The following is a 12,350-nucleotide window of genomic DNA, read 5'->3' on the forward strand; positions in this document are numbered from 1 at the left end:
TAGCGCGCTCAACAACTCTTGAACACGTAGGAGCCCGAGCCCGGCGTCGTGACGTCGACGTCCCGCAGCACGATCGACAGCGTGCTGCCGTAGCTGTTGCACGCCTTGGTGAACTGGCTCTGGCTGTACTCGATGACGATGACGTTGTTCCCGTACACCGCGGTGTAGTCCCCGCACTCGTTGTAGTCGGCGCACTCCTCGGCCACGGCGAAGTCGAAGCCGATCTGGCGGGCACTCGCCGCACCGAGGTCGGCGGTGTTCTTCTGCCCGATGGCCAGCCCCTTGCCGTGCGCGTAGGCGGCCAGCGACTGCGCGTAGGCGATGGCCTGAGCCTTGGTCAGCAGGCCGCCGGAGCGGGTCCACGAGTCCAGGTTGTCCGGCTCGACGCCCTTGAAGCCCTTGGCGGCGCAGCCGTCGATCCAGCCGCCGACGATCGCGGTGAGCCCGGCCCGCTTCTGCGCGGTCGAGAAGTCCAGCAGGATCTCGTTCCAGTCCTTGTCCACGACGAGGTTGCCCTTGGCGTCGTGCAGCAGCAGGTCCGGGTGGTTGGTCTTCCACCAGCTGTTGGCGTCGGTCTGGGCCTGGAACGCGTTGACGTAGCAGATGTTGTACAGCCCGGCGGCCGGACCGGCGTCATGGTCGCGGCTGACCACCTTGACCCCCGCGGGCGGCGTGTACGGCCCACCGATCTGGTAGTCGAACGAGGCGTTGGCGGGGGGCGGGGCGACGGTACCGCCGGTTGTCGACGTCGACGTGGGTGCCGGCGATGTCGATGTCGATGCCGACGCCGTCGACGTCGCCGACGGCTTCGTCGATGCGCTCGGAGACGGGCTCGTCGGCGGCTTGACCGACGCGCTGGCCGTGGGCTTGGGCTTCGGCTTGCCCCCGCCCCACCAGTGCCCGCGGGTGCTCGCGTCGGCGGTCCCGATCCCGGCGCCGACGGCGATGGCCACCGCGGCCGTCACCGCCAGGCCGAGCATGATGCGGCTGCGCTTTCCCGGAAACGGCATGCAACGACTCCTCGGCGTTCGAAGCGTGGGGGTTGGCTCCGCTTCCTGAACGCGGTGACCCGGGCCGCCTGCTGCCGGGAAATCAGAACTTCTTTCAGCTATGAGCCCGTCACGGACCGTGCCCCGGTCGGCGGTGGGCCGCGAGGCGATCGTCGATCTGGGCGGCGACGCACCGTCGCGGGCCTGGCCAGGAGGTGTTGCGCGAAGCGGATCACTCGGGGGTATGGTGTTGCCCGCAGCATCCGGATGATTTCGTAGCGTGCGCGGCGGAGGTGGGAGCATGCCGGTCACCGGTCAGCGGGTCGTTCGGCGCGCGCTGGGGCGGAGGCTGACGCGGCTACGGGTGGCCACCGGCAAGAGCCGGCGCGAGGTGGCGGAGGCGAAGCTCGGCATCTCCGAGCCGACGCTGCACCGGATCGAGACGGGCAAGGTGCCGGTGACGGTGGCCAACGTCCGGGCGCTGTGCTGGCTCTACGGTGTCGACGAGAGCATCACCGACGCGCTGTCCGACCTGGCCCTGGGCACCTCCCAGGAGGAGTGGTGGGACGCCAACCCGGTGATCCCGGACTGGTTCAAGCTCTACGTCGGGCTCGAGGCCAGCGCGCGGCGCATCTGCACCTATGAGGGTGAGGTCGTCCCGGGCGAGTTACAGACGGAGCAGTACGCGCGGGCCGTCTACAGCGGCGAGCAGGCCGTCGAGGCCGAGGCGGCCGACCGGCACGTGAAGCTGCGGATGCAGCGCCAGTCGGCGCTCATGGCCCGCGACCCCCGGCCCCGCCTGGTGACGGTGCTCGGCGAGGGCGTGCTCTGCCGGCAGGTCGGCGGCCCCGAGGTGCTGGCCGGGCAGATCGAGCGGCTGCGCGAGGTCGCCGAGCAGGACAACGTCGACGTGCTGGTGCTGCCCTGGACGGCGGGCGCTCACGCGGCGATGGCCGGCGCGTTTCGCATCATGGACTTCGAGGACCCGGAGGACCCGGATGTGGTCTACCTCGAATCGCACCTGGGCGCGCTGTACCTCGAGGAGGCGGCCGAGGTGGAGGAGTACCGGCGGATCTTCGAACTGATCTGCGCGGCCGCGGTCCCGATCGCGGACTACCGATGAGCATCACGACGGCACGGCGACCGGACGGGCGGCGACAAGCGGCATGAACGACAACTCGCGGACCACCGGCAAGCCGGCCACGGCCGCCCGGATGTACGACTACTACCTCGGCGGCATCCACAACTTCGAGGCCGATCGCGCGGCGGCCGACATGGTCATGGCGCAGTTCCCATTCATCCGGGACGCGGCCCGGGCCAACCGCGCGTTCGTGGCCAACGCGGTGCGGTACGTCGCGGAGGCGGGTGTCCGGCAGTTCCTCGACCTCGGCTCCGGTATCCCGACCGTCGACAACGTGCACAGCATCGTGCGCCGCGCGCAGCCGGGCGCCCGGGTCGTCTACGTCGACATCGACCCGGACGCGGTCGCCGAGAGCATGGACATCCTCAGCGGCGACCAGGACGCGGTCGCGGTGCGCGGCGACGTGCAGGACCCGCCGGCCGTCCTCAACCACCCCGACGTGCGCCGGATTCTCGACTTCGGCCGCCCCATCGGATTGGTGGTCGCCGCTGTCCTGCATTTCCTGCCCGACCACCGGGCGGCCGAGCGGATTCTCGCGGAGTACGTCGCGGCACTGCCCCCGGGCAGCCATGTCGTCGTGTCGCACTCGGCCAAGGAAAGTTTCGACCTCGTCGACCGGAGCACCGTCACGGAAAACGTCTACCAGCGACGGACGTCGACGCCCGGCACGGTGCGCACCCGCGCGGAGGTCGAGCGGCTGTTCGCCGGCCTCGAGATGGTCGAGCCCGGGGTGGTGTGGGCGCAGCAGTGGCAGGCTGGGACCGCTGTCACCGATCCGGCGCCGCCGGGGCTGGGCGGCGTCTGGGCCGGCGTCGGCCGGCTCACCTGAGCAGCTGGTCGAACTCGCCCTTCTTCGCGCCGTCGAGGAACGAGTCCCACTCCTCGAGGGTGAACAGCACCGTGCTCTCCTCCGGCCGCTTGCTGTTGCGCACCTCGATCTGACCCGCGTGGCGGCGGGCCTCGACGCAGCTGCCGCCGTTCCCGGTCGACCGGCTGGACATGATCCACTCGCTATCGGCATACATCGTGCAGATTCTCCTCGGTCAGTGGCGCGTCTCCGCACCGGCGACGCTTCTTAACGCCCAGTGATGTCAATTGGCGTCCGTAGATACCAAATCGGACATATATGGATCAAAACGCTCGATGTTCGGGCCTCTTTTCTTTCGTGGTGAAATTTTTGCGTACCGAGGGTAATTGATCAAGCGTTCGCGCCAAGATGTCACCTGGAAGTCTCTCTTTATGAAATCTTGCACGGCGGAAGATCCGGAGCCATGATGGTGTTCGTGATCCGGCACAGGTCGTCGGGGCCCTTCCGTGTCGTTCGGGACGACTGAGGCTGCGGTAAGGGGGACACCGGTGGACATCCTCAGCAACACGGTCTTCGCCGCTGCCGCCGCGGAGCACGATCAGACCCAGTCGGAGCTTGCCGCATTACGGGCCCAGGTGGCCTCGCTCCAGTCCGAGCGGGCCGCCCTGTGGTGGGACATCAACCACGACGACCTCACCGGCCTGGCCAACCGCCGCCTGCTCGTCAACGTCGGCCCGACGCTGCTCAACAGCGCCCGCCGGTGCGCTGTCGCGGTCCTGGACCTCAACGGCTTCAAGCCCATCAACGACCAGTACGGCCACGCGGTGGGCGACGAGGTCCTGCGCACGGTCGCCGGCCGCCTCTCCCGAAGCGTCGGCGACGACCTGGCCGTCCGCCTGAGCGGTGACGAGTTCGCCGCCATCCTCACCGAGACCTCCCGCCCCGGCCACGGCGGCGACTGGTCGTCCCGCGTCGCCGCCATCGCCACCGCGATCGCCGAGCCGATGCTCGTCGACGGCCACGAGCTGAGGGTGACCGCCTCCATCGGCGTGGCCACCACCAACGACGGCCCGGCGCCGATAGCCGAACTTCTGCGCCGCGCCGACCTGGCCATGTACCGCGCCAAGGCCGATCGGTACTGCTCCAACGTCGTGTGGGACTGACACCTACCCTCGCACCGCCATGCACAACCATCGACGCCGCGGCGGCGCCGCCCGAGACGCCCGCCCTGGCCGTGCGCCGGGGCCCGCCGCAGCGAGGACCGCGCCCGTCGGCCCCGCGAGCTGATCAGCCCGTGGCGACAGGCCCGGCCGACACCGCGAACACGCCGGATGAGGCGTCGAGCCGGGCCGGAGCACCGAGCGGCAGCGACAGGTTCACCGGCCCGTGGCCGCTGCCCACCCCGAACCCGACGGGCACGCCGAGCGGCCCGACGACGTCCGTTATCACTGCCCTGATGTCGTTGTACGCGTCCACGCACTCATGCATCCGCCCGAACACGAGACCGGCGACCCCGTCGAGCGCGCCCGCGTCGACGAGCTGGGTCAGCAGCCGGTCGATCCGGTACGGCACCTCGCCCACGTCCTCGAGAAACACCAGCCGGCCCGAGAGGTCGGGCATGAACGGGGTGCCGAGCAGCGACGCCAGCAGCGTCAGGCAGCCGCCGGCCAGCGGCCCGGACGCGGTGCCCGCGCACAGCGGCTCGACCGGCTCGCTCAGCCGATAGCCGGGGTCGAACAGCACCGCGTGCAGGCTGCGGCGATTCGCGGAGGCCTCGGGAGTGTCGTCCAGGAGCTGGTGGGTGGCGACGTTCGGGCCATGCACCGACGCGGCCACCGGATGGCGCACCGCCAGATACGCGTGCAACGCCGTGATGTCTGAGCAGCCCACCACGATCTTCGCGGTCACCGGGCCGGTCAGCCGGCGCAGGAGGCGGGTGGTGCCGTAGCCGCCGCGGGTGCAGAAGACGGCGCGCACGTCCGGGTCGGCCAGGGCCGCGCCGAGGTGACGGGCCCGCTCGTCGTCGGGGCCGGCCAGGTAGAACCAGTGGCCGGGGTCGACGGCGACGCGGACCCGCAGGCCCCACGACTCGAGCAGGTCGACGGCGCGGGGCAGGAGTGCACGGCTGCGGGCGGGCAGCTGCGCGGCGGGCGCGACGATCGCGACGGTGTCGCCCCGGTCGAGGTTCACCGCAGGCCGTCCCGGCGCTGGGTGAGGTACACCCGCTCGGCGCTGTTGGCGGCCAGCGCGATGGCCCGGTCGTAGGCCGCGCGCGCCTCGTCGTCGCGGCCGAGCCGGCGCAGGAGGTCGGCCCGGGTGGCGTGGAAGAGGTGGTACCCATCCAGCGGCAGCCCGTCGACAGCGGCCAGCGCGACGTGCGGCCCGTCGAGCTCGGCCAGCGCGACGGCCCGGTTGAGCCGCACGATCGGTGAGGGGTCGAGGCGCACCAGCAGGTCGTAGAGGGCGAGCACCTGGGACCAGTCGGTCGCCTGGATGTCATGGGCGTCTGTGTGTACCGCCCCGATCGCCGCCAGCACCTGATAGCGCCCGGGCGCCTCGCCGGTGGCCAGGCGGGCCCGGACCAGCGCGTGGCCCTCGGCGATCAGCTCCCGGTCCCACGTGCTGCGGTCCTGCTCGTCGAGGGCGACCAGCTCACCGCCGGCCGTCACCCGTGCGGGCCGGCGGGCCTCGGTGAGCAGCATCAGCGCGAGCAGCCCGGTGACCTCGCCGTCGGCCGGCAGCAGCTCCCGGACCAGGCGGGTCAGCCGGATCGCCTCGCCGGTCAGGTCCGCCCGCACGGCCGTGCGCCCGGGGTCGGAGGCCAGGTACCCCTCGTTGAAGATGAGGTACAGCACGGCGAGCACGCCGGTGACGCGGGCCGGCAGGTCCTCGCGGTCGGGCACCCGGTACGGGATCCGGGCCGCCTTGATCTTCGCCTTGGCCCGGGTGATGCGCTGGCCCATGGCCGACTCCTGGACCAGGAACGCGCGGGCGATCTCGGCCACGGTGAGCCCGCCGACCATGCGCAGGGTCAGCGCGATCCGGGTCTCCATGGCCAGGGCCGGGTGGCAGCAGGTGAAGACCAGGCGGAGGCGGTCGTCCTCGATCGCGCCGAGCGGCTCGGGGGCGTCGGTCTCGCGCAGCACGAGCGCCTCCCGGTGCTTCTCCTCGCGGCGGACCTCGCGGCGCAGGCGGTCGACGGCCTTGCGGTACGCGGTCGTGGTGAGCCAGGCGCCGGGGTTCGGCGGCACGCCGTCGACCGGCCAGCGCTCGACGGCCGTCGCGAACGCCTCGGCCGCCATCTCCTCGGCGATGTCGAGGTCGGCGATCCGCCGGGCCAGGGTGGCGACCACCCGGGCCCACTCGTCGCGGTGGGCCCCGGCGATCGCGGCGGCGACGTCCGTCACTCGGCCGGGCCGAGGATCGGGCGCAGCTCGATCCTGCGGTTGCACGCCTTCGAGCCGAGCGAGGCCAGGCGCAGGGCCACGTCCAGGTCCTCGGCCTCGATGATCCAGAAGCCGATCATGAACTCCTTGGTCTCCACGTACGGCCCGTCGGTGAACACGGGCTCCCCGGCCCGCGCGTCCACGACGGTGGCCGAGCTGGGCGCGGCGAGCCCGTTGGCGAACACCCAGTGCCCCTTGGCCTGCAGCTCGTCGGCGTTGAAGGCGTCGATCGCGGCCGCCTCCGCGTCGGTGGCGAGCTCGGTCGAGTCGGTGAGCACGGACATCAGGTACTGCGCCATCGCAACCATCTCCTGTCGTCGCGGGGCCGCCGTCGGGCCGCCGTCACCCCACCTACGAACGGCGCCGGCCCGATCCGACAGACACGAACGAACAATCTTCCCGGAGACGTTAACCCGTGGTGATGAGGGACAGCGCGTGTTCGGCGACGGCGACGAGGGTCTGCTTGACCGATTCCCGCGATCGGGCGTCGAACAGCACGAGCGGGACGTGCGCCGCGATGGCCAGGGCCCGGCGGACCTCGGACGCCTCGTACTGCGGTGCCCCGTCGAAGCAGTTGACCGCGGCGAGGTACGGCAGGCCCCGGTGCTCGAAGAAGTCGAGCGCGGCGAAGCTGTCCTCGATGCGGCGGGTGTCGACGATGACGACCGCGCCCAGGGCACCGAAGACCAGCTCGTCCCACATGAACCAGAAGCGCGTCTGGCCCGGGGTGCCGAACAGGTACAGGACCAGGTCGGAGGCGATCGTGATCCGGCCGAAGTCCATGGCCACCGTCGTCGTGGTCTTCGACGGCACGCCGGCCGCGTCGTCCACGTCGATGGCGGCCATCGTCATGACCGCCTCGGTCGTCAGCGGGGTGATCTCCGAGATCGCGCCGACCATCGTCGTCTTGCCGGCGCCGAAGCCGCCCGCAATGATGATCTTTACCGCCGTGGCCCGCTCAGAGGTTGCGGAGTCCAATGAGAACCCTTTCCAAAACGTTGATCCGCTCCTGGGTATCCCCGGCCTCGAGCGGTTCGTGGAGGGTCAGGATGCCCTCCGTGATCATGTCGGCGACCACCACGCGGGCGACGCCGAGCGGGACACGCATGCTCGCCGCGATCTCGGCCAGCGACAGCGGGCGATCCGAGCACAGGCCGGCGATGAACTGCCAGTCCCGGCCGGCATAGCGGCTCGCCTCCACCCCCCGCTGCATCGTCAGCATCAGCGCCTCGATCGCGATGTCCTGCGTGGGCTCCGTTCGGCCCTTGGTCACCGCGTAGGGACGCACGAGAGCCCCGCGCGGGTCGTCGTCGCCGCCAGCCATACCCGCCCGCCCTTACGGGGACACGGTCTCGCGCGGAGGTGACACCAGCGACTGGCCCACCCGCTCGACCAGCAACGCCATCTCGTACCCCACATGGCCCACGTCGCAGCTGCGGGCCGCGAGCACCACGAGCGAGGAGCCGTCGCTGATCGCCATGAGGATCAGGTAGCCCGCTTCCATGTGCACGATCGTCTGCTGGACCTGGCCGCCCTCGAAGTGCCGGGCCGCGCCGTAGGTGAGGCTGACCAGGCCCGCCGTGATCGAGGCGAGCTGCTCGGCCCGGTCCGGCGGCAGGTCACCGGTGGCCGCCAGCAGCAGCCCGTCGGCCGAGACCGCGATGACGTGCGCGACCCCCTCCAGCGGCTGGGCAAAGCTGTCCAGCAGCCAGCTCAGGCTCTCCAGTGCCCCCGTCACGCGTCCTCCGCTTCGCTCCGGCCGCCCGACGTCCGGGCTGCCCCTATGATGACCGGCCGCTCCGCTGCGCTCCGGAGCGGTCATGCTCGCTTCTCCTCCGTTGCCGGGGCGCCGTTCACGGCCCCACCGGCCTGACGCCCGCGCTGGACGCCCCGTTGATACGACGACAGCAGCCCGCGCAGCTCCTCGGCGCTCGGCCGCTTGAGCTTCGCCGCCGGCTTCTCGGGCACGCCGCCCGGCACGAGCTGAGCCTGCGGCGAGCGGATGGGCAGGCCCGACTCCGTGCTGCCCTCGAAGCGGGGCTTCTGGGCCGCGGCGGCCGCCCGCCAGCCGTCGTCCGCGCGCGTGCGCCACATGCCGTTGCCGTCGGCGGCCGGCTGCGCCCGGACCGGCTCGGGCGCGGGCCCGGTCATGACGCTGTGGCCCCGCTCGTGGAACCAGGTCTCCTCGATCTCGCGGAAGATCGGCAGCTCCGTCGTGTCGTCCTCGGCCATCGCCATGCCCGCCATCGGCATCCCCGCCATGGGCATGCCCGCCATCGGCATCCCGGCCATCGACGAGTTCGCCATCGGGGCGGGCATCGCCGGCACCGCCGGCATCGCGGGCGCCGACCGGGTCCGGGGTGGCGGTGGCGGGGCCTCGACCGGGCGCGGCGCGCGGGTCGGCAGGGCGGCGCGCTGCAGTACCAGCGCCGAGGCGGGCAGCATCACCTCGGCCGACGTGCCGCCGCCCCCGTTCGGGCTCAGCTGCACCGTGATCCGGTGCCGGGCGGCGAGCCGGCCGACGACGGCGATACCCATGAGCCGGAACGCCGCGACGTCGACCGGGGCCGGCTCGGCCAGCCGGCGGTTGTACTCGACAAGCTGCTCGCGGGCGATGCCGAGGCCGCGGTCGTCGATGCAGACGACGGTGCGGTCACCGAGGCGCTGCCCGGACACCACGACCGGCGCGTGCGGCGGCGAGAACCGGGTGGCGTTGTCCAGGAGCTCGGCCAAGAGCCGCACGACGTCGTTGACGGCCGGCGCGGCGACGAAGATGCCGTCGTCGAGCTCGCCGAACTCGATGCGCTCGTAGAGCTCGATCTCGGACTGGGCGGCCCGGATCACGTCCATGAGCGCGGCGTCCTGCCGGCGCGGCGGTGCGGTGTCGGCCCCGGCGAGCACGAGGACGTTCTCGTCGTTGCGGCGCATCCGGGTGGCCAGGTGGTCGAGCTGGAACAGCTGGGCCAGCCGCTTCGGGTCCTCCTCGCCGCGCTCGATCCGGTCGAGCTGGCCGATCATCCGGTCGACGAGGGTCTGGCTGCGCCGGGCCAGGCTGAGGAACATGGACGAGACGCTGTTGCGCAGCACGGCCTGCTCGGCCGCGACCCGTACCGCCTCGCGGTGCACGGTGTCGAACGCGCGCACCACCTCGCCGATCTCGTCCCGGCTCTCGATGCCGGCCGGGCTGCGGACCTGATCGGCGATCTCCTGCGGCGAGCGTTCCCTGACGGTCTGGGCGTCGCGCAGCCGCAGCACCAGCTCGGGCAGGTCGTGCTCGGCCACTCCGAGGGCGGTCTGGCGCAGCCGGCGCAGCGAGCGGATCATCGAGCGGGCGGTGACGAACGCCAGGCCGACGACCAGGGCCAGGATGGCGAAGAGCACGGCCGACTCGATGACGACCTGGCGGCGCACGGTGGAGCCGATGGCGGCGGCGTCGGCGACGAGCTGCTCGTCGAGGCGGGCCTCGGTCCAGCGCATCAGGTCGTTGACGGCACCGAAGACGGCCACCGCGTCCTCGGCGTCCACAGCGGGCGCCTGGCCGGCGGTGCGTTGCAGGGTCGAGGTCAGGTCGTCGGCCATCTGGGTCGCGTCGCCGGCGATGGCGGCGTCGACGATCCGGCGCTGGGGCACGCTCGCCGACAGCGAGAAGGCGACGAACGCCTCCTGCTGGCCGGTGAGTGTGGCCAGCAGCGCGGCGAGCTGGTGCGAGTCGACGGTGCCGGACTTCAGCGCGGCGTAGGTGATCGCCTCCTGCTCCGAGACCCGGGCCTTCGCCTTGGAGAAGGCCGCCGCCGCCCGCAGCTCGTCGGCGAGTGTCTGGTCGGTGCGCACCTGCGCGACGGCCTCGCGGTAGGACACGAGGTCCTCGGCGACGACGCCGTAGCGCAGCACCACCTCGGAGACCGACACACCCTGCCGGTTGCCGACGTCCTTGCGGATCGCCGCCAGGACCTCCAGCTGATCGTCGATGCGCTCCAGCCGGTCCCGGACGCCGGCCGGCACGTCGCCGAGGGTGGCGCGGCGCTTGCCGTACCGCGCGACCGCGGCGTCGGTCTCCACGATCTGCCGGTTGTAGGCGTCGGCCTTCGCGTCCGGCGAGGCCAGCAGTGCGGCGGCCGCCATCTTCTCCAGATGGACCTGCTGAGCGAGGCCCGACACGTCGGCGGAGAGCCGGGTCAGGTCGCCCACCGTGTCGGCGTCACCGGCCCGGCTGCTCGCGTCCTGCAGCCGCAGCACGGCCAGCGTGACGATGGCCAGCAGCGGTACGAGCAGAATCAAACCGAGCTTGGACCGGATCCGGGCGTCCGCCAGCCGCGGCGGGCGGAACCGGAAGCCGCCACCGGCAGGCCGTTTCGAAGCGGGCATGCGCAATCTCCGCGTACTCGTGGGACTCGTGGTGGCCAATAGCGTCCCGGCGGATGCGACGGTCGGGCGGGTTGGTCACGGCTGGGAGCCGGACCGACCGCGAGACCCGAGGCGCAGGACAGGGCATTCCACCATGAACGTCACCACTGCGGAAACCCCGTCCCCCGGTTTTGCCGCGCGCCGGCCTGATCCGGAGGGGTCGATCAGCCACCGGACCAGGAAATTCACTAGTACCACTGAGTAGATCACGATTGGGCTTCTAGGTAAGTTCAACATCCTGTTAACACGAGATTCAGCAACGTCATTTGGATGCGTATTTCGTGCCCCTTGACCACCCCTCGTCCGGGATGGCAAGGTGCCCAACCGAACGGACGGCCTTCGATCGAGGGGAATCGAGTTGCGGCGCTGGCGCCTTCTCGCGGCGATGCTGGCGGCGGTGTCCCTGACATCGACCAGTGCATGCACATCGGTAAATGCAAAAGGTCAGACGAATATCGTCGTTGCGGCCAGCCTGGAACTTTCCGGCAGCGCGGCCGACATCGGCGTGGCCTACCAGCGGGCGCTGGAGCTCAAGGCGGCGCAGATCAACGCCAGCGGCCTGCTCGGCGAGCGCCGGCTGACCGTGAAGGTCCAGGACAACCGCGGCGACCCCGCGACCGCGCTCACCCAGATCACCGCGTTCACCGCGGACCCGGAGGTGACCGCGATCATCACCGGGACCTGCGGCGACTGCACCAGCGGCGCGGCCAAGGTCATCAACGAGCACAAGGTGCCGACGATCGCGCTGTCGCCGGTTGCCGACGTCATCGCGCCGGCGGCGGAACGGAAGTACATCTTCCGGCTCGCCCCCAGCGCCGACGACGACGCCGTCGTGCTCGCGGGTGAGCTCAGCCGGGCCGGGCAGCGCAAGGTAGCGCTGCTGGGCAGCGACGATGCTTACGGCCGGCACGGCGTCGACGCCCTGACCCGGGAGGCCGGCAAGATCACCGGGGCCAAGGTCGTGGCCCGCGGCCAGTTCGCGCCGGCCGAGAGCGACCTGAGCAAGGCGGCCAAGGCGGCGCTGACGGGCAGCCCGGACGCGGTGGTGATCTGGGGCTATCCGCAGCAGGCGGCGCTCGCGGTCGGGGCGGTGCGCAGCAACGGCTACCACGGCCAGGTCTACCTCGACGCGGTCGGCGCGGGCGATCTCTTCCTCGGCCCGTCGTTCGCCGGCACCGACGCCACGTCGCTCGTCTTCACGCCCACCCTGGCCATCGACGACGTCATCGCCACCACACCCGCGAAGGCCGCGCGGCGGCAATGGTTCCAGGACTACACCTCGCGGTACGGCACATATCACGGGCACGCCTCGTTCGCGGCCGACGCGCTGCAGCTCATCGCGAATGCGGTGGCGCAGTCGGGAACCGTTGCCGATGGCGCCGCACTGCGGGCCCGGCTGGAAACAGCGCAGGTCGACGGGCTCAGCGGGGCAATTCGATTTACACCCGACAACCATTCCGGGCTCACCCCACAATCACTGGCGATGCTCGAGGCGCGCGGCGGCCGGTGGCGGCTGCTCGGGTAAGGCCACTGTTTCGAAAACCGCGATCCTTGAAAGCTGA

The 12,350-nt window shown here is 71.4% G+C and carries 13 protein-coding genes; 4 read left to right on the plus strand and 9 right to left on the minus strand.

From position 1 onward, the window contains the following. Window positions 1-8: 8 nt before the first annotated feature. Window positions 9-1,010, minus strand: a complete 1,002-nt coding sequence (locus tag Dvina_RS41180; protein WP_246655646.1) for an endo alpha-1,4 polygalactosaminidase — start codon at window positions 1,008-1,010, stop codon at window positions 9-11. A 280-nt stretch (window positions 1,011-1,290) separates the two neighbouring features. Here Dvina_RS41180 and Dvina_RS41185 point away from each other — a divergent pair, with 280 nt between their 5' ends. Together Dvina_RS41185 and Dvina_RS41190 are read left to right on the plus strand one after the other, a co-directional pair. Continuing rightward, window positions 1,291-2,112, plus strand: coding sequence for a helix-turn-helix domain-containing protein (locus Dvina_RS41185; RefSeq protein WP_223095611.1), 822 nt, complete (start codon window positions 1,291-1,293; stop codon window positions 2,110-2,112). 43 nt (window positions 2,113-2,155) lie between these two features. Further along, complete coding sequence (locus Dvina_RS41190; protein WP_223095613.1) at window positions 2,156-2,959, plus strand: SAM-dependent methyltransferase; 804 nt, start codon at window positions 2,156-2,158, stop codon at window positions 2,957-2,959. Here Dvina_RS41190 and Dvina_RS41195 read toward each other — a convergent pair. Continuing rightward, on the minus strand, window positions 2,952-3,155 hold the full coding sequence (locus Dvina_RS41195) for a DUF397 domain-containing protein (RefSeq protein WP_223095615.1): 204 nt from the start codon (window positions 3,153-3,155) through the stop codon (window positions 2,952-2,954). The genes Dvina_RS41190 and Dvina_RS41195 overlap by 8 nt on opposite strands. Before the next feature lie 331 nt (window positions 3,156-3,486). On the opposite strand from Dvina_RS41195, the gene Dvina_RS41200 reads away from it, so the two are divergent. After that, window positions 3,487-4,101: a GGDEF domain-containing protein gene (locus tag Dvina_RS41200; protein WP_223095617.1), complete on the plus strand. Its 615-nt coding sequence runs from the start codon at window positions 3,487-3,489 to the stop codon at window positions 4,099-4,101. 124 nt (window positions 4,102-4,225) lie between these two features. Here Dvina_RS41200 and Dvina_RS41205 read toward each other — a convergent pair whose 3' ends face one another. From Dvina_RS41205 to Dvina_RS41235, 7 genes are all read right to left on the minus strand, one after another. After that, window positions 4,226-5,128: a S66 peptidase family protein gene (locus Dvina_RS41205; protein ID WP_223095619.1), complete on the minus strand. Its 903-nt coding sequence runs from the start codon at window positions 5,126-5,128 to the stop codon at window positions 4,226-4,228. After that, window positions 5,125-6,345, minus strand: a complete 1,221-nt coding sequence (locus Dvina_RS41210) for an RNA polymerase sigma factor (RefSeq protein WP_223095621.1) — start codon at window positions 6,343-6,345, stop codon at window positions 5,125-5,127. The genes Dvina_RS41205 and Dvina_RS41210 overlap by 4 nt, the downstream gene beginning before the upstream one ends. Continuing rightward, window positions 6,342-6,683 (minus strand): YciI family protein, encoded by a 342-nt coding sequence (locus Dvina_RS41215; protein WP_223095623.1) that lies wholly within the window; start codon window positions 6,681-6,683, stop codon window positions 6,342-6,344. Before Dvina_RS41215 ends, Dvina_RS41210 begins: the two co-directional genes overlap by 4 nt. 109 nt (window positions 6,684-6,792) lie before the next feature. Next, on the minus strand, window positions 6,793-7,362 hold the full coding sequence (locus Dvina_RS41220) for a GTP-binding protein (RefSeq protein ID WP_223095625.1): 570 nt from the start codon (window positions 7,360-7,362) through the stop codon (window positions 6,793-6,795). Continuing rightward, the gene (locus Dvina_RS41225) at window positions 7,343-7,708 is read right to left on the minus strand and encodes a DUF742 domain-containing protein (RefSeq protein ID WP_223095627.1); all 366 of its coding nucleotides are present in this window, start codon (window positions 7,706-7,708) and stop codon (window positions 7,343-7,345) included. The genes Dvina_RS41220 and Dvina_RS41225 overlap by 20 nt, the downstream gene beginning before the upstream one ends. A 12-nt stretch (window positions 7,709-7,720) precedes the next feature. After that, a complete protein-coding gene (locus Dvina_RS41230; RefSeq protein ID WP_379993173.1) occupies window positions 7,721-8,122 on the minus strand; it encodes a roadblock/LC7 domain-containing protein in 402 nt (133 codons plus the stop codon). An 80-nt stretch (window positions 8,123-8,202) separates the two neighbouring features. Further along, the gene (locus Dvina_RS41235; RefSeq protein ID WP_223095631.1) at window positions 8,203-10,749 is read right to left on the minus strand and encodes a sensor histidine kinase; all 2,547 of its coding nucleotides are present in this window, start codon (window positions 10,747-10,749) and stop codon (window positions 8,203-8,205) included. A 436-nt stretch (window positions 10,750-11,185) separates the two neighbouring features. On the opposite strand from Dvina_RS41235, the gene Dvina_RS41240 reads away from it, so the two are divergent. Next, on the plus strand, window positions 11,186-12,313 hold the full coding sequence (locus tag Dvina_RS41240) for an ABC transporter substrate-binding protein (RefSeq protein WP_246655647.1): 1,128 nt from the start codon (window positions 11,186-11,188) through the stop codon (window positions 12,311-12,313). Window positions 12,314-12,350: the final 37 nt, after the last annotated feature.

This window comes from Dactylosporangium vinaceum (assembly GCF_019904175.1).
In the GTDB taxonomy this organism is placed as follows: domain Bacteria; phylum Actinomycetota; class Actinomycetes; order Mycobacteriales; family Micromonosporaceae; genus Dactylosporangium; species Dactylosporangium vinaceum.